Below are 23,130 nucleotides of genomic sequence, written 5' to 3' on the forward strand. Positions count from 1 at the left end.
GAGGCTGCGTCGGGCTGCGCAGCGGCCCCCGAGGGCGGTCCTGCGGACACGCAACGCAGCCTCGTACCTCGGCAGCTGCTACATAGGGATCGTGTCTTTGGCCGTAGACCCTGACCCAAACCTGCGCGCCGAAGCCGAGAAGCGCGGTTGGCCTGTCATGTCATTGCGCGACTGAAACCCTTTGTAGCAGCTGCCGAGGCACGAGGCTGCGTCGGGCTGCGCAGCGGCCCCCGAGGGCGGTCCTGCGGATACGCAACGCAGCCTCGTACCTCGGCAGCTGCTACATAGGGATCGTGTCTTTGGCCGTAGACCCTGACCCAAACCTGCTCGCCGAAGCCGAGAAGCGCGGTTGGCCTGTCATGTCATTGCGCGACTGAAACCCTTTGTAGCAGCTGCCGAGGCCCGAGGCTGCGTCGGGCTGCGCAGCGGCCCCCGAGGGCGGTCCTGCGGACACGCAACGCAGCCTCGTACCTCGGCAGCTGCTACATAGGGATCGTGTCTTTGGCCGTAAACCCTGACCCAAACCTGCGCGCCGAAGCCGAGAAGCGCGGTTGGCCTGTCATGTCATTGCGCGACTGAAACCCTTTGTAGCAGCTGCCGAGGCACGAGGCTGCGTCGGGCTGCGCAGCGGCCACCGAGGGCGGTCCTGCGGATACGCAACGCAGCCTCGTACCTCGGCAGCTGCTACATATCTATTCGTGTCAAACCGGTTTCGCGCCCATCAATCCGGCGATTGCGATCAGGCAGGCAAAACTGAATAACGCCAACGCGAAGGTGAATTTGCCCACGCCGCCCGGCGCCTTGCGCAGTTTGTTCAACCGCACCAGCAGCCAGAACCACGCCAGCGCCGCGACGGTGTAGAGCACGCTCGACGCCAGAATCCACGTCTGCCCCAGCGGCCAGCCCACCAGATGCACCATCCACCAACCGGTAAACGGCATGCTCAACAATGCCAGGCCCATCAGCAGCCAGACAAACACCCGTGGCCGTTGCAAGGTGCGGGCCGCAGCAGTCGCATCACCACTACGTCGCGTTTGCCAAACCCAGATCCCCAAGCCCAGCGCACAGCCCAACAATATTGCCGTGGCCGCGGTGTGCGCCATTTTCAGGGCGGTTAACGTTTCCATGGTTCGATTTCCTCAGGGCTTGCCCATCAGCGTAGCCGCTCAGCCAAGAAACAACTGATAGGCCGGGTTGTCGCTTTCATCCCAATACGGGTAGCCGATTTCTTCCAGCGCCGCGGGCACCAGATGGCGTTCGTCGTGCGGCACTTGCAGGCCGGCGACCACTCGGCCGTCCGCCGCGCCATGGTTGCGGTAGTGGAACATCGAGATGTTCCAGCGCCCGCCGAGTTTGTTGAGGAAGTTGAACAACGCACCCGGGCGTTCCGGGAACTCGAAACGCAGCACCACTTCATCGACCACTTGCGCCGCGCGGCCACCGACCATGTGGCGGATGTGCAACTTGGCCAGTTCGTTGTCGGTGAGGTCGAGCACCGGGAAACCCTGCTCGGTGAGGCTGGCGATCAACGCAGTGCGCGGATCAGTGTCCGGGTGGGTCTGCACGCCAACGAAGATGTGCGCTTCGCTGCCGGTGTTGTAGCGGTAGTTGAATTCAGTGATCTGGCGCTTGCCGATAGCCTCGCAGAACGCTTTGAAGCTGCCCGGTTTCTCGGGGATGGTCACGGCGATGATGGCTTCGCGGCCCTCGCCCAGTTCGGCGCGCTCGGCGACGTGGCGCAAACGGTCGAAGTTGACGTTGGCCCCCGAGTCGATGGCGACGAAGGTCTGCCCGCTGACGCCGCGCTGCTCGACGTACTTCTTGATCCCCGCCACGCCAAGAGCGCCGGCAGGTTCGGTGATCGAGCGGGTATCGTCGTAGATGTCCTTGATCGCCGCGCAGATTTCATCGGTGCTGACGGCGATCACTTCATCGACATAGTCTTTGCAGATTTCAAAGGTGTGATGGCCGATCTGCGCCACCGCCACGCCGTCGGCAAAGATGCCCACGGTCGGCAGCACCACGCGCTCGCCAGCGGCCATTGCCGCTTGCAGGCAATTGGAATCGTCCGGCTCGACGCCGATGATCTTGATCTCCGGGCGCAGGTATTTCACGTAAGCGGCGATGCCGGCGATGAGCCCGCCGCCGCCGACCGGGACAAAAATCGCATCCAGCGGCGCCGGGTGCTGGCGCAGAATCTCCATCGCCACCGTGCCCTGCCCGGCAATGGTGTGCGGATCATCGTAAGGGTGGATGTAGACGTAGCCTTTTTCGTCGACCAGTTTCAGCGAGTAGGCCAGGGCTTCGGGGAACGAATCACCGTGCAGCACCACTTTGCCGCCACGCGAACGCACGCCTTCGACTTTGATTTCCGGGGTGGTCTTGGGCATGACGATGGTCGCTTTCACGCCCAATACCTTGGCCGCCAGGGCCAGGCCTTGCGCGTGGTTGCCCGCCGACGCGGTGACCACGCCGCGCGCGCGTTCTTCGTCGCTCAGTTGCGTCAGCTTGTTGTAAGCGCCGCGAATCTTGAACGAGAACACCGGCTGCAAGTCTTCACGCTTGAGCCAAATGCTGTTGCCCAGCCGCTCGGAGAGCTGGCGAGCAGTCTGCAACGGGGTTTCTACGGCAACGTCATAAACGCGCGAGGTGAGGATCTTCTTGACGTACTGTTCGAGCATCGGAAAGCATCACTGAGCGGGTTGGCAGGGCCAAGGAGTCTAACCCGGCTTTCGCCCGAGCGACCACACTAAACCGGTGGTTTTACCTGTGGCGAGGGGGTTTACCTGTGGCGAGGGGGTTTACCCCCGTCGGAGCGCGAAGCGCTCCCCTGCATTCGTTCAAACACAATCTGCCCAGCAGGTTTTACGACGGCTACGCCGCCGAACGGGGGTAAACCCCCTCGCCACAGGTAAACCCCCTCGCCACAGGGACACGCGCAACCCATCAGCCTATAATGCCGGCCTTTCCGTTCTCCCCTTGCCCGCTTCGGAGCCCGCATGACTCAGGATCAACTCAAACAGGCAGTGGCTCAGGCCGCCGTCGACTTCATCCTCCCGAAACTCGACGACAAAAGCATCGTCGGGGTCGGCACCGGCTCCACCGCCAACTGCTTCATCGACGCACTGGCCAAGCACAAGGGCGCATTCGACGGCGCCGTCGCCAGTTCCGAAGCCACCGCCGCGCGCCTCAAGGGCCACGGTATTCCGGTGTATGAACTCAACACCGTCAGCGACCTCGAGTTCTACGTCGACGGCGCCGATGAAAGCGACGCTCACCTGAACCTGATCAAGGGCGGCGGCGCAGCCCTGACCCGCGAGAAGATTGTCGCGGCAGTGGCCAAGACCTTCATCTGCATCGCTGACGGCAGCAAACTGGTGTCGGTGCTCGGCGAGTTTCCGCTGCCGGTCGAAGTGATACCGATGGCCCGCAGCCACGTCGCTCGCGAGTTGGTGAAACTGGGCGGCGACCCGGTTTACCGCGAAGGCGTGCTGACCGACAACGGCAACATCATTCTTGATGTGTTCAACATGCAGATCACCAATCCCGTCGAACTGGAAAAGCAGATCAACGCGATTGTCGGCGTCGTCACCAACGGCCTGTTCGCGGCGCGCCCGGCGGACTTGCTGTTGCTGGGCACCGCTGAAGGCGTGAAAACCCTCAAGGCCTGACGCATAGCGCTCTTGTAGGAGCAGAGCTTGCTCGCGAACAGCGGTGTGTCTGACGGACCGCGTTTTCGTTGTTCGCGAGCAAGCTTTGCTCCTACAAGGTTTTGGGGTGACGGCTAGGGTTGTGCCGGTTTTTTGAAGGTGTAAAACAGGTTCGGCTCGCTGACGAGGTACAACACGCCGTCGTCATCCATCGCAATCCCTTCCGCCTGCGGCACTGTCCGCTTCAGCCCCTGACGCCCCTTGTTCAGTGACATCGTGCTCAACGGTCGGCCGTCCACGTCCATTTCGATAATCAGCCGCGATTCATCCGACAGCGCCATCAAATGGCCGCTGCGCTCATCGTATTGCAGGCTCGACAGGTCACGCACAAACATCCCGGCATCGCGCTTGGGGTTGTTGACCACGTGCACCGCGTAGGATTTTTCCGGGTTGTAATGCGGGAAGCCCTGCACTTCGTAGATCAGCATCGGGTCGCGCTCCTTGGCGACAAACAGGCGCTTGCCCACCGAGTCATACGCCAGGCCTTCGAAACCCTTGTTGCTGCTCATGTGCACACCGAGGGTCATCTGTTCGGCGTCATCGGCGTCGAGGAACGTCGTGTCTTTTTCCAGATGAATCTTGATCAGGCGCTGCTGGCGCTCGTCGGAGATCACGTAGGTGTCGGCGCTGATGTACTCCACCGCTTCCGCGTCGCCGAAACCGATCAGCGCGATGCGTCGCAGGATCTTGCCCTCCAGCGACATCTCGACCAGTTCGGCATTTTTGTTGGTCACCGTGAACAGGCTTTTGCGCACCGGATCGTAAGTCAGCGCCGAGACATCGTCGTCGAGCCCGTCGATCACCTGCGCCTCGATCACCACCTGATACTGGTCCAGGCCAATCGACTGCTCGCCGTAAGGATGCCAAGCCACTTGCAGATTGAACCAGGCGCGCTCGAACAGGCGCATGTATTGACCGATCGCGACCAGCGCGATCAGGGCAATCACCAGGAAGATTGAAACCAGTGGTTTGGGGCGGGCAAGTCGGCGCATTCGGGCAGCTCGAAAACAGGGCGGGCGGATGAAATACCACGGCTGTCTGAACTGAAGCTTAATGGCCTATTGCCGCGGTGCAGCAGATTTACCCTAACCTGCGCCCGCGCGCCACCCTTGCGCTGTAGGCTATTTCTGTTTTTCGAAGCGATAAAACAGATTCGGCTCGCTGACCATGTACAGCGTGCCCGCCTCGTCCATGGTCACGCCCTCGGCGCGGGGGATGGTTTTCTTCAAACCGTTGAAGCCGCCGAGCAGGGTCATGAAGCTGACCTGTTCGCCCGTCTCGTCCAGTTCCAGCAACAGGTGCGAGTCGGCCGACAGCACCAGGGTGTGCCCGGTGCGCGGGTCGATGGCCAGCGCCGAGAGGTTACGGATGTCCAGTTCGTTGCTGGCGAGTTTCTGCTTGTCGCCGCTGAGCGTCTGGCTGCCGTCGCTTTTCCAGGTGAACAACGCGGGCGGGCGTTCTTCGCCGAGCAACAGCTGTTGATTGCGCGAATCCCAGGCGACCGCCTCGAACGCTTTGTTCTGATCCTCAGACGTGCCGAGGTCGTATTTGGGGAAGTTGTCGCGTTGCAGTTCGCGGGTGTCGGCATCGATCTTGACGATCGACAGCAGGTGTTCGCGCTCATCGGTGATGGCGATCAAACCATTGGCCATTACGGTCAGGCCTTCCGGGTTGCTCCAGCCCACCAGCGGCATTTTGCGCAGCACGTCGCCCTGCAGATCGAGCTCAACCAGGAACGGATTTTTGCCCATGACGGCAAACAGGGTTTTGGTTTGCGGGTTGTAAGCGAGGTCGGACGCCTCGTCCTTTTCCATGCCCGGCAGCGCTTTGCCATCGATCACTGCCTGGTAATCCGGCAGCCAGATGCTTTCCTTGCGCTCGGTCGGGCTCTCGAAACGCTCGAGCACCCACAGCAGGCCACGGTCGTCCCAATGCATCGCAAACGCCAAGCCGTAACCCGCAACGATCACCAGCAACAACCAGTAATACCAGCGCATGAAAAAGCGTGGACGGCGGGAAGTTTGTGCAGTCGGAAGCGGTCGGGTGGCCATCGGGAATGCGTTCCAGAAATTCAGGCTAAGGGTAATAGCACAATCAGGGCTGGCTCAGCGGCCAGTGACCGAAGAATTATCCGGATGGGATGTGAAAAAAACGGGAAATGGCAAGAACACCTTTGCGCGAATCCTCAAAACCCAATGTGGGAGCGAGCTTGCTCGCGATGAGGCCGTGTCAGTCAACAGAGATGTCGAATGACAGGCCGCTATCGCGAGCAAGCTCGCTCCCACAGGGTTTTGCGTTGTTTCGGTTAGCGGACGCTGCTGTTGAAGCTGCTTGCGCCGGGCAATTCCAGCACCAGTTCGTCGCCGACGTTCAGCGGGCCGACGCCGACCGGGGTGCCGGTCAGGATCACGTCACCGGCCTGCAGCGAGAAGCAGCCGGCCATGTACTGGATCATCGGCACGATCGGGTTGAGCATGTCCTTGCTGTTGCCGTCCTGGCGCACGTCGCCATTGATGGTCAGGCGAATGCCGATGTCGGTGAGGTCAGCGAAAGTGCTGGCGGCCACGAACGGCGCGATCACAGCGGCGCCATCGAACGACTTGGCGATTTCCCATGGCAAACCCTTGGATTTCAGCTCGGCCTGCTTGTCGCGCAAGGTCAGGTCGAGCGCCGGGGCGATACCGGAGATTGCGTCGAGGACTTCTTCACGGCTCGGCTTGGTCGACAGCGGCTTGCCGATCAACACCGCAATTTCCGCCTCGTAATGCACCGAGCCACGCTCGGTCGGAATCGCAAAACCGCCTTCCAGCGGCACCACGCAACTGCCCGGCTTGATGAACAGCAACGGCTCGGTAGGCACCGGGTTGTCCAGTTCCTTGGCGTGTTCGGCGTAGTTACGGCCAATGCACACCACTTTCCCCAGCGGGAAGTGAATACGCGTGCCGTCGACATACTGGTGCTGATAGCTCATTTCCCGACTCCTGTTGCGTAGCGCTTAAGTTCGAAAATCAAACCGCGAAAATTTTACCCGGGTTCATGATGCCGTTCGGGTCGAACACCGCTTTCACGGCTTTCATGTACTCGATCTCAACCGGCGAGCGGCTGTAGGTCAAGTAATCACGTTTGGTCATGCCCACGCCATGTTCGGCAGAAATCGAGCCGTTGTACTTCTCGACGGTTTCGAACACCCACTTGTTGACGGTCGCGCACTTGGCAAAGAACTCGTCCTTGCTGAGGTTTTCCGGTTTGAGGATGTTCAGGTGCAGGTTGCCGTCGCCGATATGGCCGAACCAGACGATTTCGAAGTCCGGGTAGTGTTCGCCGACGATCGCGTCGATTTCCTTGAGGAACGCCGGGACTTTAGACACGGTGACCGAAATGTCGTTTTTGTACGGCGTCCAGTGCGAGATGGTTTCGGAGATGTACTCGCGCAGCTTCCAGAGGTTCTGCAACTGGCTTTCGCTCTGACTCATCACGCCGTCGAGCACCCAGCCCTGCTCCACGCAATGCTCGAAGGTTTCCAACGCGTGGTTGGCCACTTCTTCAGTGGTCGCTTCGAATTCCAGCAATGCGTAGAACGGGCAATCGGACTCGAACGGCGCCGGCACGTCACCGCGCGCCATGACTTTGGCCAGGGCCTTGTCGGAGAAGAATTCGAATGCAGTCAGGTCGAGCTTGCTTTGGAAGGCGTGCAGCACCGGCATGATCGAGTCGAAATCGGTGGTGCCGAGGACCATAGCGGTGAGGTTCTTCGGCGCGCGGTCGAGGCGCATGGTCGCTTCGACGACAAAACCCAGCGTGCCTTCAGCGCCGATAAACAGCTGACGCAGGTCGTAACCGGTGGCGTTCTTGATCAGGTCGCGGTTGAGTTCCAGCACATCGCCCTTGCCGGTGACGACTTTCATGCCGGCGACCCAGTTGCGGGTCATGCCGTAGCGAATCACCTTGATCCCGCCGGCATTGGTGCCGATATTGCCGCCAATCTGGCTCGAACCCGCCGACGCGAAGTCCACCGGGTAGTACAAGCCTTTTTCCTCGGCGACGTTCTGCAGATGCTCGGTGACCACGCCGGGCTGGCAAACGGCCGTGCGGTCAGTCAGGTTCACTTCGAGGATCTGGTTCATGTAATCGAACGACACCACCACTTCGCCATTCGCCGCCACGGCAGCGGCGGAAAGCCCGGTGCGACCGCCGGATGGCACCAGCGCCACTTTGCGGGTGTTGGCCCAACGGACGATGGCCTGGACCTGTTCGGTGGTCTTGGGAAACACAATGGCCGTCGGGGCCGGGGCGAAATGCTTGGTCCAATCCTTACCGTAAGCATTCAGGGAGTCGGCGTCGGTCAGGACCTTGCCAGGCTCAACCAGGGTCTTCAGCTCTTCAATCAGGGCAGGATTGGTCATCGACAGAACTCTCGAACAATTCATGGTCATCCTGAGAACGCTTCACGTCGCAGGAATGAGTGTTTAGCGGGGTGCGTATGCTAGCATACCGACCCCGCAGGGTAGTGCCCAAAGGCTATTCTGCGGCGACGGCTTTCCTGCCGTCCGGGTCAGCGTCTGCTGGCTATTTCCTGCCATTTTTCTCCGGGATACAGGTTTACGCAGATGAGCAAGACTTCTCTCGATAAGAGCAAGATCAAGTTCCTTCTTCTCGAAGGCGTCCACCAATCGGCTGTCGACGTTCTCAAGTCGGCTGGCTACACCAGCATCGAGTACCTCACCGGTTCTCTGCCGGAAGCCCAGTTGAAGGAAAAGATCGCTGATGCACACTTCATCGGCATTCGCTCCCGCACGCAGCTGACCGAAGAAATCTTCGATCACGCGAAGAAACTCGTCGCCGTCGGCTGTTTCTGCATCGGCACCAACCAGGTTGACCTGAACGCTGCCCGCGAACGCGGTATCGCTGTGTTCAACGCGCCGTACTCCAACACCCGCTCCGTGGCTGAGCTGGTGCTGGCCGAAGCGATCCTGTTGCTGCGCGGCATCCCTGAGAAAAACGCTTCCTGCCACCGTGGCGGCTGGATCAAGAGCGCGGCCAACTCCTTCGAGATCCGTGGCAAGAAGCTCGGCATCGTCGGTTACGGCTCGATCGGCACGCAGTTGTCGGTTTTGGCCGAAGGCCTGGGCATGCAGGTGTTCTTCTACGACACCGTGACCAAGCTGCCGTTGGGCAACGCGACGCAGGTCGGCAAGTTGACCGATCTGCTTGGCATGTCTGACATCGTCACCCTGCACGTTCCGGAAACCGCCGCCACCCAGTGGATGATCGGCGAGAAGGAAATCCGCGCCATCAAGAAGGGCGGCATTCTGATCAACGCTGCGCGCGGCACCGTGGTCGAGCTCGAAGCACTGGCGGACGCGATCAAGGACAAGCACCTGATCGGCGCAGCCATCGACGTCTTCCCGGTGGAGCCACGCTCCAACGACGAAGAATTCGAAAGCCCGCTGCGTGGCCTCGACAACGTGATCCTGACCCCGCACATCGGCGGTTCCACCGCTGAAGCGCAAGCCAACATTGGTCTGGAAGTGGCGGAAAAACTGGTCAAGTACAGCGACAACGGGACGTCGGTGTCGTCGGTCAACTTCCCGGAAGTGGCCCTGCCGGCTCACCCTGGCAAGCACCGTTTGCTGCACATCCACGAGAACATTCCGGGTGTGATGAGCGAGATCAACAAGGTTTTTGCCGAAAACGGTATCAACATTTCCGGTCAGTTCCTGCAGACCAACGAGAAAGTCGGCTACGTCGTGATCGACGTCGACGCCGATTACTCGGAAATCGCCCAGGAGAAACTGCAGCACATCAATGGCACCATTCGTTGCCGCGTGTTGTTCTAAGACAGCGGCAAGCCTCAAGCTTCAAGCGGCAAGCTAAGTTCGCTTTTGCTTCTACTTGAGGCTTGAAGCTTGAAACTTGCAGCTAATAAAAAAGGGAGCCCCTCGGGGCTCCCTTTTTTTATTCGACGTTGACGGTGATCTTTTTCGAAACGATTGGCGGCTCGAAAGCCATGTGTCCCATGTCGCCCAACTCCAGCTGCAAAGTGTGTTTGCCTGGAGTCAGTTTCAGATCGGAAACCTTCACTTCCGTCTGCGCTTTGCCAAAATGCACATGTTTGGCGTCTGCCGGGATGACTTGACCGGCAGCAATCGGCGCGGTGTCGATCAGCAAATGGTGGTGACCTGAATGCGCAGTCGAGTCACCGGCCGGCGCCAGGGAGATGTCCTTGACGCCGAACTTGATTACCGCGTCCTGTTTGATGGTGGCGCCGTCTTCCGGGGAAACAATGAACGCTTCGGCGCCCTTGGGGGCCGGAGTGGCGGCCGTTGCCAGCATCGAAGCACCCATCAACAGGCCAGCCAACGCTGCTCGTGACATGAACGTTTTCATTCTCTTCTCCAGTTTTTCCGTAAAATCCGCACGGCCGTGACAACTTCACGGCCATTCGTTGTCGAAGGACCTCGACAACCATAGCAAAGCGAGCCTGAATCAGAGCATCGCAATAATGAATTCAAAGGAGTGACCATGCGCTTTTTGCCTGGCCTGATCTGCCTGCTACCCCTTTTGAGCCCGCTGGCTCATGCCGAACTGATTGACGATGTGTTCGATCGCGGTGAATTGCGCATCGCTTTAGAGGCTAATACACCGCCCTTCAATTTCAAGGACGACGGCAAACTGACCGGGTTCGAAGTCGAGTTGGGTCAGTTGCTGGCCAATGAGCTGGATGTGCGCGCCGATTTCGTCGTCACCGATAACGGCGACCTGCTGCCCGGCGTCGAAACCGGCAAGTACGACGTCGCCATCAACCACATAGCAATGACCGCGGAACTCAAGGATCGTTTCGACTTCAGCCAGCCTTACAGCCACACCGACGCGCAATTGATCGCGCAGAAACCGGCGCAACCGCAGTCGATGCTGCTGGTGCAATCGTTGAACGCCGAGGCGCCGAAGGCCAGCGAGCCGGTGAGCCTGGCGATTCCGTTCCAGAAAGGTAACCCGGCGTTTCACGCGAGCCTGGACAACGCGCTGCAACGGATCAAGGCCGATGGCCGCCTGGAGGCGTTGACGCAGAAATGGTTCGGGGCGGATACGAGTGTTGAGCCCAAGCCCTGAGATTTTTGAGGCCTTTAGATCCACCCCTCACCCCAACCCTCTCCCCAGAGGGGAGAGGGTAAAGGGAGCCGATCTCCATGGTCTTCAAGGCCTGAGTTCGGCGTTTGATCGCAGTAGACCTGCTTTTTTCAAGACTCGAGTTCAACTCGGTAATTCAGGTCGATGTAGCTCCAAGGACAACTCGGTCAGTCCCCCCTACCCTCTGGGGAGAGGGTAAAGGGAGCCGATCTCCATGGTCTTCAAGGCCTGAGTTCGACGTTTGATCGCAGTAGACCTGCTTTTTTCAAGACTTGAGTTCAACTCGGTAATTCAGGTCGATGTAGCTCCAAGGACAACTCGGTCAGTCCCCTCTACCCTCTGGGGAGAGGGGAAAGGGAGCCGATCTCCATGGTCTTTAAAGCCTGAGTTCGGCGTTTGATCGCAGTAGACCTGCTTTTTTCAAGACTTGAGTTCAACTCGGTAATTCAGGTCGATGTAGCTCCAAGGACGACTCGGTCAGTCCCCTCTACCCTCTGGGGAGAGGGTTAGGGTGAGGGGTGGATTCAGGATCAGCTCAAAGCTCTCAAAGCCAGCGCCGCCTCAATCAACTCCAGCTCACTGAACACTTGCACGCCATGGCGCTTGAGCAGCGCCGCCGTCACGCCTTCGCCGGCGACTTTCACGCCGCTGAATGTGCCGTCATAGGTCAGCACATTCCCGCACGACGGGCTGTTGGCCTTCAACACGGCAATCCGGATCGCGTGCTTTTGCACCAGTTCCAGCGCCTGCCATGCCCCCGACAGAAACGCCGCGCTGACGTCCTCGCCCTCGGTGGTGATCACCGAGGCCTGGCCATCAAGCACTTCAGCGCCCTGCCCGCCCGGTATTTCCGCCGCCGCGCGCGGCGTCGGCAGCCCGCCCGCGACTTCCGGGCACAACGGCACCACCCGACCTTCGGCGATCCACTGGTCCAACAGATCAAATGGCCCACTCGCGCCGCCGTCGTAGCGCACGCGGTGGCCGAGCAGGCAGCGGCTTACCAGAATCTTTTGCATGATCAGAACGGCTCGTTGCCGCGCCGGCGAAACCACCCGGTCAATGACAGGCGATCGCGGGTCGCGGGCAGGACTTCGTGGGGCACTTCGCCCGACAGGAACACCACCAGGCAGCCGCCGGTGGGCACCACGTTGTGTTCGACGCCGCCCTTCAAATACATGCGCAATTCGCCGCCATGCTCCGGCAGCCACGCATCGTTGAGGTAGATCACCGCCGACACCATGCGCCGGTCATCGTCGCGGAAACGGTCGACATGCTTAAGGTAGAACGCGCCGGGCGGGTACATCGCGAAGTGGCTTTCGAAGTCTTCCAGACCGAGGAACAAACCACGGTTCATCGCCTCGCGCAGGCTGTCCATCAGGCTCAGGTAGCTGTCGCAGGACTCGGCTTCACCCGGTTCGAGCCACTGAATATGGTCGCCGCGAATGCCTTCGCGAATCTCCGAAGTCGGCCCACGGCCTACCGCTGCCGGCGCCAATTCACCCTCGGCTGCACGTTTACGGCACTCAGCCGCCAACTCCCGGGTCAGACCCAGAGGCAGGAAAATATTCTGCTGCGACCAGCCCCGTTCGGCCAGGTCGTCGACGATACGTAACAGCAGTGGGTGATCAGAGGATATTTGCATGGCGCGCATAGTATTCCTGTGCCTGCAAATCCGACAGAGCCGCGCAGCGGGCTGATACGAATTCTCGACAAGTTCTTGTACCGCACGGAGAATAGTCGCCTGCTGACAGGAGTCCCTATGCGCCGTTTGCTTTTCTCACTGCTGATGTTCTGCGTTTTGCCCGCGTGGGCAGACGACCACGACCAGTTGTACAAGGTCGCCGGTTGGCCAGAACAACGCGCGCATTTCAACGAAGCCCTGTCGGCCGCGCAGCAGCGCTACCAGAACAGCCTGCCGCCGGCGGTGTTTCAGGCATTGCTGAACAACAGCAACCAGCGCTTCGCCCCGCAAGCCATGGATCAGCGCGCCGAAGCGCAATTTCGCCAGACCCTCGCCGATCCGAAACCAGCGCTGACGTTTTTCCAGTCGCCGCTGGGCAAGAAGATCGTAGCCGCTGAATTGCTTGCGACCCGCCGCGATCAACTGGCGAAAAATGCCACGGGGTTGCCCAAGATCCAAGCCAGTGACAGCCGCCTGCTGATCATCGGCCACCTCGCCCAGGCCCTGCCCGCCCGCGAGGCCGGCGCCGAAGTGACGCTGGCGATTGCCGGCATCGCCGCTGACAGTTTGAGTTCGATGATCCCCGGTTTGCTCGGTGGCGGTCAGGCGCCGGGCATGTTGAACGGTCAGCGCCAGCGCTTGATGGATCAAATGAGCGCCGACCTCAACAACACGCTGCTCTACGTCTATCGCGACTTGTCGGATAACGAACTGGAAGAATTCGCAACGTTCGCCGAATCGGCGGAAGGCAAAGCGTATTACCAGGCTGCGCTGGCAGCGATCCGCGCCGGGTTGGCGGTGGGGCAGTAGGATTTTTAGCCCTACCCAGTGATTTTTTGGTGCTTGATAGATCGCCTTCGCGGGCAAGCCTCGCTACTACAGGGGATATGCATTCCAAATGTAGGAGCGAGGCTTGCCCGCGAAGAGGCTGGTAAGGCCGCTAAAGATTGCGCCCCTTGATCCGCTTGGTCAAAAACCCGAAATACTCTTCCCTCAACGCCGCCGTCTCATTCGCCAAATGATGCCGCGCCAACGGCAGCATCAACACCTGCGGCCGATCGAACTTGGCATTCAACACCGCAAGGTTATGCTGCCAATCCACCGTCATGTCCGCTTGCCCCTGCACAATCAGCGGCCGTCGCGGACTCTTCGGCGCCCCTTCGACACGCCTGATCCAGCGCCGCAGCGCCCCGACCCAAGCCGTCGGCAAACGCAGCGGCTGCAACGGATCGGCCTGCAGAAACGGCAGAAACGCCGGGTCATTGGAATTCTCGCTGAAGCGCCGGGCGATGCCTTTGACGAACGGCCGCAGCACGTGATAACTCAGCTGCGACCAGCCCCACGCCCGTGGCCGAACCAGCGGCGAGAGCAAAATAACCTGCCCCTGCGCCGGGCTGTCGACGCCGTGATTGAGCACATGATCAATCACGATCGCGCCGCCGGTGCTCTGCCCGCAGAGGTGCCACGGTTGCGGCAGACCCAGCGTTTGCGCTTCGACGAACAAGCCTTGCAGGGTGTCCTGATACTCGGCGAAATCCTTGATGCTCGCGCGCTCGCCGCTGGACAGTCCATGCCCCGGCAAATCGCAGGCGATCACCGCGAACCCCTGATCCAGCGCCCACTCGATCACATGCCGATACAAACCGGTGTGATCGTAGAAACCGTGAAACACAAACAACGTCGCTTTCGCCCGCTCCGGCCACCAGACCTGGCTGACCACCTCATATTCCGCCACCTGAAAACGCCCCAGACCCTGGCGCAGCGTGCGGCCCGGAAAGTCCAAACCATAAAAAAGCTGGTACGCCTGGCCCTGCGCCGACAACGGCTGCCACTCGGCCAATGGCCGCAGGCTGGCACGGAGGTGATCGGGATCGAAAGTGGCAGGCATGGGTTATTCCAGAGCGCGAAACAGACTTTATGGGCCTGCGATATTCATCTGTCGCGGCAAGCATGGCAAGCTGGGCGATCTTCGAGGATTGAAAGCCATGCGTCCGGCCTACCGCACCACTCTGTTTGCCAGCCTGCTCGCCCTCGTGTGCGCCGGCGTGTTGTGGGCGGCTTACGACTGGTTTCAGGGCCGCTACTTACGCGCTTTCAGCGAACACACGGCGGTGTTTTCCGGCGACCCGCTGCGCCTGCCCGACGACCTCGCCGGCCCCGGCGCGATCCGCCTCGTGCATTTCTGGGACCCGGCCTGCCCGTGCAATGTCGGCAATCAACAGCACCTCAGCGAACTGGTCGAGCACTACGTGTCGCAAGGCGTCGAGTTTTACGCAGTGCAAAAACCCGGCAGCCACGGCCAGTTGCCCAGCACCTTGAGCAGCCTGAAAAGCATCAACGTCTTGCCCGGTTCCGAGCAGATCCCGGCCAGCCCCGCCGTAGCGATCTGGGACCGCGCCGGCAAACTCGCCTATTTCGGCCCGTACAGCGAAGGCCTGACCTGCAACTCCAGCAACAGCTTTATCGAACCGATCCTGCAAGCGTTGAACCAGGGCCGCAGCGTCAGCGCGACGCACACGCTGGCGGTGGGTTGCTATTGCCCGTGGCCGGTGGAAACGCAGTAAGGCATTCCGGACTATTCAAGGACCACAGTGCGCGGCACGGGAGGTCTGTGCTAAACGTTGGCAGCTCACACCGGCGGCCATGCAGAAAAGCGGTTCGCCAGAAGAACAGGGAGTCACCATGAAGCGCGTCCTGACCGTACTTGCCTTGCTGATCATCGCGCTGGCCGTTGGCGTCGGCGTTTACCTGTACAGCAAGCAGCCAACGCGTCAGGGCCAGGTCGAGTTGCGCAACCTGCAAGGCTCGGTGACCGTGCGCTACGACGAGCGCGGCGTGCCGCACTTGCGCGCCGAGAATGAAACCGACCTTTATCGCGCCCTCGGCTACGTGCACGCCCAAGACCGTTTGTTTCAGATGGAAGCCATGCGCCGTCTCGCCCGTGGCGAACTGGCGCAAGTCCTCGGGCCGAAACTGCTCGACACCGACAAACTGTTCCGCAGCCTGCGCATCCGCGAACGCGCTGACCGTTATGTCGCCGCACTGGATCGCCAGTCGCCGGCGTGGAAAGCCCTGCAAGCGTATCTGGACGGGATCAACCAATATCAGGACAGCCACGCGGCGCCGGTCGAGTTCGACGTGCTGGGCATCAGCAAACGCCCGTTCACCGCCGAAGACAGCATCAGCGTCGCCGGTTACATGGCCTACAGTTTTGCCGCCGCGTTTCGCACCGAGCCGTTGATGACTTACGTGCGCGATCAGCTCGGCGCCGATTACCTGAACATCTTCGACCTCGACTGGCAGCCCAACGGCGTCCTCGCCAAAACCCACAGCCAACCGGGCGTGGCCCTCGCCGCCAGCGACTGGAAAGACCTCAACGCCCTCGCCCGTTTGAGCGAACAGGCGCTGGGCGACAACGGCTTGCCGCAGTTCGAGGGCAGCAACGCCTGGGCCATCGCCGGCAATCGCAGCAAGAGCGGCAAACCGCTGCTGGCCGGTGATCCGCACATTCGCTTTTCGGTGCCGTCGGTGTGGTACGAGGCGCAATTGTCGGCGCCGGGTTTCGAGTTGTACGGGCATCATCAGGCGCTGGTGCCGTTTGCGTTTCTGGGGCACAACCTGGATTTCGGCTGGAGCCTGACCATGTTCCAGAACGACGATCTGGACCTGATCGCCGAGAAGGTCAACCCGGACAATCCGAATCAGGTCTGGTATCGCGGCCAGTGGGTGGACCTGCTCAACACCGAACAGCAGATCGCCGTGAAAGGTCAGGCGCCGGTCACGCTGACCCTGCGCCAATCGCCGCACGGGCCGATCATCAACGACGCGCTCGGCACTGCCGCCGGCAAGACGCCGGTGGCGATGTGGTGGGCGTTCCTCGAAACGCCGAACCCGATTCTCGAAGGCTTTTACCAGCTCAACCGCGCCCACACGCTGGCCAAGGCGCGCGCCGCCGCAGCCAAGGTGCAAGCGCCGGGGCTGAACATCGTTTACGCCAATGCCAAGGGTGATATCGGTTGGTGGGCGTCGGCGTTATTGCCCAAGCGGCCGGCCGGGGTCAAGCCGGGTTTCATCCTCGACGGCAGCAGCAATCAGCCGGACAAGGAAGGTTTTTACCCGTTCAGCGCCAACCCGCAGGAAGAAAACCCGGCGCGCGGCTACATCGTCTCGGCCAATTTCCAGCCGGTTTCGCCGACCGGCATGGAAATCCCCGGTTACTACAACCTGGCTGATCGCGGCCAGCAGCTGAATCGCCAGCTCAGCGACAAGAACGTGAAGTGGGACAACGAGGCCAATCAGCAGCTGCAACTGGGCACCACCACCGCGTATGGCCCGCGCCTGCTCGCGCCGCTGCTGCCGGTATTGCGCGAAGTGGTCAGCGACCCGGCCGAGCGTAAACTGGTCGAACAATTGGCGTTATGGCCGGGCGACTATCCGCTGGACTCGATCAGCGCCACGCTGTTCAACCAATTCCTGTTCAACCTCACCGACGCGACGCTGCGCGATGAGTTGGGCAATGACTTTTTCGAAACCCTGCTCTCCACCCGAGTGATCGACGCCGCGTTGCCGCGCCTCGCCGCCAGCGCGGATTCACCGTGGTGGGACAACCGCGCCACGCCCGCCAAAGAGACCCGCGCCGACACGGTCAAAGTCGCCTGGCAGGCGAGCCTCGCGCATCTGAAAACCACGCTCGGCGCCGATTCTGCGCAATGGCTGTGGGGCAAGGCGCACACGCTGACTCATGGTCATCCGTTGGGCACGCAAAAGCCGTTGGAGCGGGTTTTCAACGTCGGCCCGTTCGACGCGCCCGGCACCCACGAAGTGCCGAACAACCTCTCGGCGAAAATCGGCCCGGCGCCGTGGCCGGTGACTTACGGGCCATCGACGCGGCGGCTGATCGATTTCGCCGACGCGGCGCACAGCCTGACCATCAACCCGGTCGGGCAAAGTGGCGTGCCGTTTGATCGGCACTATGAGGACCAGGCTGAGGCGTACATCGACGGCATGTACGTGCAGGCGCATTTCAGCGATGAAGAAGTGACGGCGAATACGCGCAGCACCTTGAAGCTATTGCCAGCGCGGTAGTTTTTTAGTGTTTGTGCTGCCGTCTTCGCGGGCAAGCCTCGCTCCTACAGATCTCACCGTCCGTAGGAGCGAGGCTCGCCCGCGAAAAGGCCATCACAGGCGCCGAAGATCTAAATCCCGCGCCGCACCCGCCCCGGCGCTTCGCCGTAGATTTCCCTGAATTTCTTGCTGAACGCCGCTTGCGATTGGTAGCCGACCTGCAACGCGATATCGCTCAAACCCAGGTGCGATTGGCTGAGCAGACTGAATGCCAATTCCATCCGAATCTGCGTCAGCAACACCCACGGCGAGACCCCGGCCACTTTCACGAACGCACGCATGAACGTCGCGCGGGACATGTTCGCGGCATCGGCGAGGCTGTCGATGGTCCACTGGTGCGCCGGGTCCGCGAGCATCGCTTGCCAGGCGCGGCCGAGGCGTTTGTCGGCGAGTAACGCCAGCGCACCGCTGGCCGGGCCGAGCGTTGCCAGATGCGCGCGTAGCATCAGGGTGAACAAGGCCTGCGACAACGCGTCGAGCAAGAACTTCGCCCCCGCCTGATTGCCGTCCGCCTCGCCGCGCAGCACCTCGACCAGCGCCGGCAACGGCCCGTTGGCCGGCAGTGCGCCGCTGGGGATCACCAGATAATCCGGCAGCGAGGCAAACAGCAGCGAGGCGCGGTTGTAGTGAAAACTGCCGCAGAGCATGTCCAGGTCCGGGCTGGCGTTACCGATGCGATGCACCGGCAACGCACCGCCACGGATGATGTGCCGAGCGCTCGGCGCGACGGTTTTGCCGGGGCTGTGGATAACGTGGGGCGTGCCGCCGGGCAGCAGCAGAATGTCCCCGGCGCGCATCGGCAGGCGCTGGCCGTCGGGGAATTCGACGCGGCAATCGCCGGCCAGCACGATGTGATACGGCGCCTTGCCCAACACTTCCTGCTCGTGGGCCAGCGCCCAGTCGCCCTGGAATTGGCAGCGCAAATCCAGGGTCCCGCGCACATTGGCGAGGGTGATGAGTTTATCGATCGAATTCATTTGAGCGCATCGAAGAAATGACTGAGCGGATCGGACAAAACCGGACCGCGCCAAAGGGCAAAACTGAGCGTGTCGAAACAGTACACCCAACCTGCTCAGGAGTTAATGCAATGTTCAATAACTGGTCCGAACTGCTGCCCACCATCCAGAAAGCCTTTGGCGCGTTGGGCAAGAGCAACCCGAAAATGGTCAAGGCCTACATGGCGTTGGGCGAGGCCGCTGCCGAAAACGATGTGCTGGATGTGAAAACCCGCGAGTTGATCTCGATTGCGGTGGCGATCACCACGCGTTGCGACGGCTGTATCGCTTCGCACACGGCGGCGGCGATCAAGGCTGGCGCCAGTCGAGAGGAAGTCGCGGCGACCCTGGCCACCGCGATTTCGCTGAATGCCGGCGCGGCTTACATCTACTCGCTGCGCACGCTTGAGGCGTACGACACCCTGAAAAACTGAAGCGAAACCTGTGGCGAGGGGGCTTGCCCCCGTTGGGTTGCGAAGCAACCCCAAATTCCCAAACTGGTTGCATCAGGCATATCGCGGCTTGGGATTGGGGAGTGCTTCGCACTCCAACGGGGGCAAGCCCCCTCGCCACAGCAAGCGCTCTTGCCACAGTAAGCGTTCTTGCCACAGCAAGCTCGTTCGCACAGGGGTCGGTATTTTGCCTAGACCATCGCGGTGAAGTTGCGGCGAAATTGCTGTGGCGTCACGCCCAGTCGGCGGTTGAACACGCTGCGCATGTGTTGGGCGTCGCGAAAGCCGCATTGATACGCCACGGTTTTCAACGGCGAGCGCGTGCTTTCCAGCAGCACCCGCGCCGCATCCACGCGGGCCCGCTCGACGAACTCCGCCGGCGTCACTTTGGCTTCCTTGGCAAACACCCGGGAAAAGTTGCGCGCGCTCATGTTGGCGGCGTTGGCCAGATCGGACAGCGCCAGATCGCCAGTCAGATTGGCCAACACGTAGAGCTGCACCAACGCCACTGCCGAAGTCGGTTCGGCGTGCGGCGTGAGGAACGGGCTGAACTGCGATTGCCCGCCCGAGCGCTGGGTGAACACCACCAGCCGCTTGGCGACGCTGAGCGCGACTTCCGGGCCGTGATCGCGCGCTAGCAGGTACAGCGACAAATCGATCCCCGCCGTGACCCCGGCCGAGGTGTAAAGCTCGCCGTCCTGCACGTACAAACGATCGGCCTCGACCTGCGTGCCCGGAAACAACGCCGCCAGCGCTGGCGCGTCGTCCCAATGCGTGGTCACGGTGCGCCCCTCGAGCAAACCCGCACGCGCGAGAATGAACGCGCCGTTGCAGATCGAGCCAAAGCGCCGCGCCCGCGCGCAGGCATCGCGCAGCCAGGCATCAAACGTCGCGCCAAAATTCATGAACGGCAACTGCGGCCCGCCAGCCACCAGCAGCAAGTCGTAAGCGTCGAGTGCGGCGCTGAAATGCCGATGCGCGTTGAGCGACAAACCGTTCGAGCACGGCATCATCCCGCGCTCGATGCCAATGACCTCGAGCCGATAGTGATCGTGCGGCGCAAGAAAACGATTGGCCTCGGAAAACACATCCATGGGCCCGGTGACGTCCAGCGCCTGCACCCCGGAAAACACCACGATGGCGACGGATTTTTGCATGGCTCGAATCGCCTCTCTGACTTCAAGTTTCAACATGGCAAATACAAAACTGTGGCGAGGGGGCTTGCCCCCGTTGGAGTGCGCAGCACGCCCATTGCGGCACACTCGGTGACGAGAAACAGGGCTGCTTCGCAACCCAACGGGGGCAAGCCCCCTCGCCACAAAAGGCTCACACGCTGCGCTCAACCCTAGCCAATCCGCGCGCAACTAGCGAGGTTGGCGCGATTTGCATGCTCATTGGCCGGGATCGCAGGCATGCCGCGATTGTTCGTCACCCGCGGCGAGAACAGACTTTCCCCAGCAGCGCCGCCACGGCGTTCCCCACGAGGAAAGCACCATGAGCAGCATCATCGCCGGCATCAAAATCCCTGACAGCGCGTTGGCCAAAGCCACCACCGAATACATCCGCGACGTCGAATCCGATCTGCTTTACCACCACTCGCGCCGGGTGTTCCTGTTCGGCGCGTTGAGCGGTGAACGCAAACAACTGGCCTACAACCCCGAGCTGCTTTACGTCGGCGCGATGTTCCATGACTTGGGGCTGGTTGAAGGTCAGCGCAGCGATGACGAGCGGTTCGAAGTCGACAGTGCCAACGCTGCCAAAGCGTTCCTCAAACCGTATGGTTTGAGCGATGACGACATCGAGCAAGTCTGGCTGTCGATTGCGCTGCACACCACTCCGGGCGTGCCGCAGCATTTACGGCCGAACGTGGCGCTGGTGACGGCGGGGGTCGAGATGGACGTGCTCGGCATCGATTACGCGGCGTTCCCGAGCGAGCAGCGTGAAGCGGTGGTGCACGCTCACCCGCGTGGCGACGGGTTCAAGGAATGCATCCTGTGTGCGTTCGCCAACGGCTTCAAGCACAAACCCGATACCACGTTTGGCACGGTCAACGCGGATGTGCTGGTGGACAGCGAGCCGGGATTCAAACCGATGAACTTCGTCGAGATCATCCGCAAATCCCCTTGGGTGTCCTGAAACAACGGTGGGAGCGAGCTTGCTCGCGATGAGGGCATAACATTCAACGAAAGGGTTGAATGACAGTCCGCTATCGCGAGCAAGCTCGCTCCCACAGGGGAACGAGCATCGCCGGATCAGGCCGCTTGCGGCGCTTGCGGACGGCGTACGTCCGGTTGCTTCCACGAATCGGCGGCGCTTTCTTCGATGGCTTGCTGGATCGCGCGTTTGCGGTTTTCTTCGGCGCGACGACTGAAGAACCAGACCAGGAAGGTCACGATCGACACCGCCAGCAGTATCAGACTCGCCACCGCGTTGATCTCAGGCTTCACGCCCAGACGCACCGCCGAGAACACTTCCATCGGCAAGGTCGTCGAACCCGGCCCCGAAACAAAACTCGCCAGCACCAGGTCATCCAGCGACAGCGCGAACGACATCATCCCGCCCGCCGCCAGCGACGGCGCGATCATTGGAATGGTGATCAGCAGGAACACCTTCCACGGCCGCGCGCCGAGGTCCATCGCCGCTTCTTCGATCGACAGGTCCAGCTCACGCAAGCGCGCCGACACCACCACCGCCACATACGCCGCACAGAACGTCGTGTGAGCGATCCAGATGGTGACGATGCCGCGCTCCTGCGGCCAACCGATCATCTGCGCCATCGCCACAAACAGCAGCAACAGCGACAGACCGGTGATCACTTCGGGCATCACCAGCGGCGCCGTCACCAGCCCGCCAAACAGCGTGCGGCCCTTGAAGTGGGTGATGCGCGTCAGCACAAACGCCGCCAGCGTGCCGAGCGCCACTGCTGCAATCGCGGTGTAGCAGGCGATTTCCAGCGAGCGCAATACCGAGCCCATCAGTTGCGTGTTGTCGAGCAAACCGACATACCACTTGATCGACCAACCGCCCCACACCGTCACCAGTTTCGAGGCGTTGAACGAGTAGATCACCAGGATCAGCATCGGCGCGTAGATGAACAGCAAACCGACGATCAGCATGAAACTCGAGAAACGGAAGCGCTTCATTCTTTACCCTCCATTTCCTTGGCCTGACTGCGGTTGAACAGGATGATCGGCACGATCAGGATCGCCAGCATCACCACCGCCAGGGCAGACGCCACCGGCCAGTCACGGTTGTTGAAGAATTCTTGCCAGAGCACTTTACCGATCATCAAGGTTTCCGGACCGCCGAGCAGTTCCGGAATCACGAACTCGCCGACCACCGGAATGAAGACCAGCATGCACCCGGCGACAATGCCGTTTTTCGACAGCGGAATAGTGATTTTCCAGAAGCTGTTGAACGTGCTCGAACCAAGGTCCGACGCGGCTTCCAGCAGGCTGTTGTCGTGTTTCACCAAGTTGGCGTAGAGCGGCAGGATCATGAACGGCAGATAGGAGTAAACGACGCCGATGTAGACCGCCAAGTTGGTATTGAGGATCTGCAGCGGTTCGTCGATCCAGCCCATGGTCATCAGGAAACCGTTGAGCAAACCGTTGTTGCTGAGGATGCCCATCCACGCATACACGCGGATCAGAATCGCGGTCCAGGTCGGCATCATGATCAGCAACACCAGCACCGTTTGCAGCTCTTTGCGGGCGGTGGCGATGGCGTAGGCCATCGGGTAGCCGATCAGTAGACACAGGACGGTGCTGATCAGCGCCATCTTCAGCGAGCCGAGGTACGCGGCGATGTACAGCTCGTCGTCGCCGAGCATCGCGTAGTTGCCGAGGTTCAGCAGCAGTTGCAGCTTCTGCTCGGCAAAGGTGTAAATCTCGGTGTACGGCGGGATGGCCACGTCGGCTTCGGCGAAGCTGATCTTCAAGACAATGAAGAACGGCAACATGAAGAACAGGAACAGCCAGATGAACGGAACCCCGATGACCAGTTGGCGGCCATTGGGGATTATTCGGTTGATACGGCGT

22 protein-coding genes and 3 pseudogenes are annotated in these 23,130 nt (G+C 61.0%); 11 read left to right on the plus strand and 14 right to left on the minus strand.

The genetic code is table 11. The annotated features are described in order from the left end of the window. Positions 1 to 97: 97 nt before the first annotated feature. From BI292_RS13505 to BI292_RS13515, 3 pseudogenes are all read left to right on the plus strand, one after another. Positions 98 to 175, plus strand: a pseudogene (locus BI292_RS13505) (HAD-IB family hydrolase); the annotation flags it as partial. Positions 176 to 296: 121 nt separating this feature from the next. Then, positions 297 to 377 (plus strand): annotated as a pseudogene (locus tag BI292_RS13510) (HAD-IB family hydrolase); the annotation flags it as partial. Between the two features lie 124 nt (positions 378 to 501). Beyond that, positions 502 to 579 (plus strand): annotated as a pseudogene (locus tag BI292_RS13515) (HAD-IB family hydrolase); the annotation flags it as partial. Positions 580 to 701: 122 nt separating this feature from the next. Here the strand turns inward: BI292_RS13515 and BI292_RS13520 are convergent. Together BI292_RS13520 and ilvA are read right to left on the minus strand one after the other, a co-directional pair. Beyond that, complete coding sequence (locus BI292_RS13520) at positions 702 to 1,127, minus strand: DUF2269 domain-containing protein (protein ID WP_101208154.1); 426 nt, start codon at positions 1,125 to 1,127, stop codon at positions 702 to 704. Between the two features lie 39 nt (positions 1,128 to 1,166). After that, positions 1,167 to 2,681, minus strand: a complete 1,515-nt coding sequence (gene ilvA, locus BI292_RS13525) for a threonine ammonia-lyase, biosynthetic (RefSeq protein ID WP_101208155.1) — start codon at positions 2,679 to 2,681, stop codon at positions 1,167 to 1,169. A 318-nt stretch (positions 2,682 to 2,999) separates the two neighbouring features. On the opposite strand from ilvA, the gene rpiA reads away from it, so the two are divergent. Then, positions 3,000 to 3,671: a ribose-5-phosphate isomerase RpiA gene (gene rpiA, locus BI292_RS13535; RefSeq protein ID WP_101208156.1), complete on the plus strand. Its 672-nt coding sequence runs from the start codon at positions 3,000 to 3,002 to the stop codon at positions 3,669 to 3,671. Positions 3,672 to 3,784: 113 nt separating this feature from the next. On the opposite strand, the gene BI292_RS13540 is transcribed toward rpiA, so the two are convergent. The 4 genes from BI292_RS13540 to BI292_RS13560 all read right to left on the minus strand — a co-directional run bounded on the left by BI292_RS13540 (position 3,785) and on the right by BI292_RS13560 (position 8,113). Beyond that, positions 3,785 to 4,702 (minus strand): SdiA-regulated domain-containing protein, encoded by a 918-nt coding sequence (locus BI292_RS13540; protein ID WP_101208157.1) that lies wholly within the window; start codon positions 4,700 to 4,702, stop codon positions 3,785 to 3,787. 129 nt (positions 4,703 to 4,831) lie between these two features. Further along, the gene (locus BI292_RS13545; protein WP_101208158.1) at positions 4,832 to 5,761 is read right to left on the minus strand and encodes an SdiA-regulated domain-containing protein; all 930 of its coding nucleotides are present in this window, start codon (positions 5,759 to 5,761) and stop codon (positions 4,832 to 4,834) included. A gap of 254 nt (positions 5,762 to 6,015) precedes the next feature. After that, positions 6,016 to 6,681, minus strand: a complete 666-nt coding sequence (locus BI292_RS13555; RefSeq protein WP_101208159.1) for a fumarylacetoacetate hydrolase family protein — start codon at positions 6,679 to 6,681, stop codon at positions 6,016 to 6,018. Between the two features lie 37 nt (positions 6,682 to 6,718). After that, positions 6,719 to 8,113, minus strand: coding sequence for an FAD-binding oxidoreductase (locus BI292_RS13560; protein ID WP_101208160.1), 1,395 nt, complete (start codon positions 8,111 to 8,113; stop codon positions 6,719 to 6,721). A gap of 204 nt (positions 8,114 to 8,317) precedes the next feature. Between BI292_RS13560 and serA the strand changes: the two genes are divergently transcribed. Then, the gene (gene serA, locus BI292_RS13565; protein WP_092276607.1) at positions 8,318 to 9,547 is read left to right on the plus strand and encodes a phosphoglycerate dehydrogenase; all 1,230 of its coding nucleotides are present in this window, start codon (positions 8,318 to 8,320) and stop codon (positions 9,545 to 9,547) included. A 118-nt stretch (positions 9,548 to 9,665) separates the two neighbouring features. On the opposite strand, the gene BI292_RS13570 is transcribed toward serA, so the two are convergent. Further along, positions 9,666 to 10,097, minus strand: coding sequence for a DUF4399 domain-containing protein (locus tag BI292_RS13570; protein WP_092276603.1), 432 nt, complete (start codon positions 10,095 to 10,097; stop codon positions 9,666 to 9,668). A 135-nt stretch (positions 10,098 to 10,232) separates the two neighbouring features. Between BI292_RS13570 and BI292_RS13575 the strand changes: the two genes are divergently transcribed. Beyond that, positions 10,233 to 10,820, plus strand: coding sequence for a transporter substrate-binding domain-containing protein (locus tag BI292_RS13575; RefSeq protein ID WP_092276600.1), 588 nt, complete (start codon positions 10,233 to 10,235; stop codon positions 10,818 to 10,820). A 548-nt stretch (positions 10,821 to 11,368) separates the two neighbouring features. Here the strand turns inward: BI292_RS13575 and BI292_RS13580 are convergent. Both BI292_RS13580 and BI292_RS13585 read right to left on the minus strand, forming a co-directional pair. Beyond that, positions 11,369 to 11,854, minus strand: coding sequence for a DUF523 domain-containing protein (locus tag BI292_RS13580; protein WP_101208161.1), 486 nt, complete (start codon positions 11,852 to 11,854; stop codon positions 11,369 to 11,371). Positions 11,855 to 11,856: 2 nt separating this feature from the next. Further along, complete coding sequence (locus BI292_RS13585; protein ID WP_092276594.1) at positions 11,857 to 12,489, minus strand: 2OG-Fe(II) oxygenase; 633 nt, start codon at positions 12,487 to 12,489, stop codon at positions 11,857 to 11,859. 108 nt (positions 12,490 to 12,597) lie between these two features. On the opposite strand from BI292_RS13585, the gene BI292_RS13590 reads away from it, so the two are divergent. Then, the gene (locus tag BI292_RS13590) at positions 12,598 to 13,329 is read left to right on the plus strand and encodes a DUF2059 domain-containing protein (RefSeq protein ID WP_092276591.1); all 732 of its coding nucleotides are present in this window, start codon (positions 12,598 to 12,600) and stop codon (positions 13,327 to 13,329) included. Positions 13,330 to 13,459: 130 nt separating this feature from the next. Here the strand turns inward: BI292_RS13590 and BI292_RS13595 are convergent, their stop codons facing one another. After that, on the minus strand, positions 13,460 to 14,407 hold the full coding sequence (locus BI292_RS13595) for an alpha/beta hydrolase (RefSeq protein ID WP_101208162.1): 948 nt from the start codon (positions 14,405 to 14,407) through the stop codon (positions 13,460 to 13,462). A gap of 97 nt (positions 14,408 to 14,504) precedes the next feature. On the opposite strand from BI292_RS13595, the gene BI292_RS13600 reads away from it, so the two are divergent. Further along, a complete protein-coding gene (locus BI292_RS13600) occupies positions 14,505 to 15,083 on the plus strand; it encodes a DUF6436 domain-containing protein (RefSeq protein ID WP_101208163.1) in 579 nt (192 codons plus the stop codon). Between the two features lie 118 nt (positions 15,084 to 15,201). After that, positions 15,202 to 17,604: a penicillin acylase family protein gene (locus BI292_RS13605; RefSeq protein WP_101208164.1), complete on the plus strand. Its 2,403-nt coding sequence runs from the start codon at positions 15,202 to 15,204 to the stop codon at positions 17,602 to 17,604. Positions 17,605 to 17,714: 110 nt separating this feature from the next. Here the strand turns inward: BI292_RS13605 and BI292_RS13610 are convergent, their stop codons facing one another. After that, on the minus strand, positions 17,715 to 18,620 hold the full coding sequence (locus BI292_RS13610) for an AraC family transcriptional regulator (protein WP_101208165.1): 906 nt from the start codon (positions 18,618 to 18,620) through the stop codon (positions 17,715 to 17,717). Positions 18,621 to 18,730: 110 nt separating this feature from the next. Here BI292_RS13610 and BI292_RS13615 point away from each other — a divergent pair, with 110 nt between their 5' ends. Further along, positions 18,731 to 19,072: a carboxymuconolactone decarboxylase family protein gene (locus BI292_RS13615; RefSeq protein WP_092276575.1), complete on the plus strand. Its 342-nt coding sequence runs from the start codon at positions 18,731 to 18,733 to the stop codon at positions 19,070 to 19,072. A gap of 209 nt (positions 19,073 to 19,281) precedes the next feature. On the opposite strand, the gene BI292_RS13620 is transcribed toward BI292_RS13615, so the two are convergent. Continuing rightward, positions 19,282 to 20,247: a GlxA family transcriptional regulator gene (locus BI292_RS13620; RefSeq protein ID WP_101208166.1), complete on the minus strand. Its 966-nt coding sequence runs from the start codon at positions 20,245 to 20,247 to the stop codon at positions 19,282 to 19,284. 337 nt (positions 20,248 to 20,584) lie between these two features. Between BI292_RS13620 and BI292_RS13625 the strand changes: the two genes are divergently transcribed. Further along, positions 20,585 to 21,226 carry an HD domain-containing protein gene (locus BI292_RS13625; RefSeq protein WP_092276569.1) on the plus strand — a complete coding sequence of 214 codons (642 nt, stop codon included), beginning with the start codon at positions 20,585 to 20,587 and terminating at the stop codon, positions 21,224 to 21,226. 116 nt (positions 21,227 to 21,342) lie between these two features. Here the strand turns inward: BI292_RS13625 and BI292_RS13635 are convergent, their stop codons facing one another. Together BI292_RS13635 and BI292_RS13640 are read right to left on the minus strand one after the other, a co-directional pair. Further along, positions 21,343 to 22,233 (minus strand): ABC transporter permease subunit, encoded by an 891-nt coding sequence (locus BI292_RS13635; RefSeq protein WP_092276566.1) that lies wholly within the window; start codon positions 22,231 to 22,233, stop codon positions 21,343 to 21,345. Beyond that, positions 22,230 to 23,111: an ABC transporter permease subunit gene (locus BI292_RS13640; RefSeq protein WP_178076580.1), complete on the minus strand. Its 882-nt coding sequence runs from the start codon at positions 23,109 to 23,111 to the stop codon at positions 22,230 to 22,232. Before BI292_RS13640 ends, BI292_RS13635 begins: the two co-directional genes overlap by 4 nt. Positions 23,112 to 23,130 lie beyond the last annotated feature (19 nt).

Origin of the sequence: Pseudomonas sp. 43NM1 (assembly GCF_002836905.1) — a bacterium.
Lineage (GTDB): Bacteria > Pseudomonadota > Gammaproteobacteria > Pseudomonadales > Pseudomonadaceae > Aquipseudomonas > Aquipseudomonas prosekii.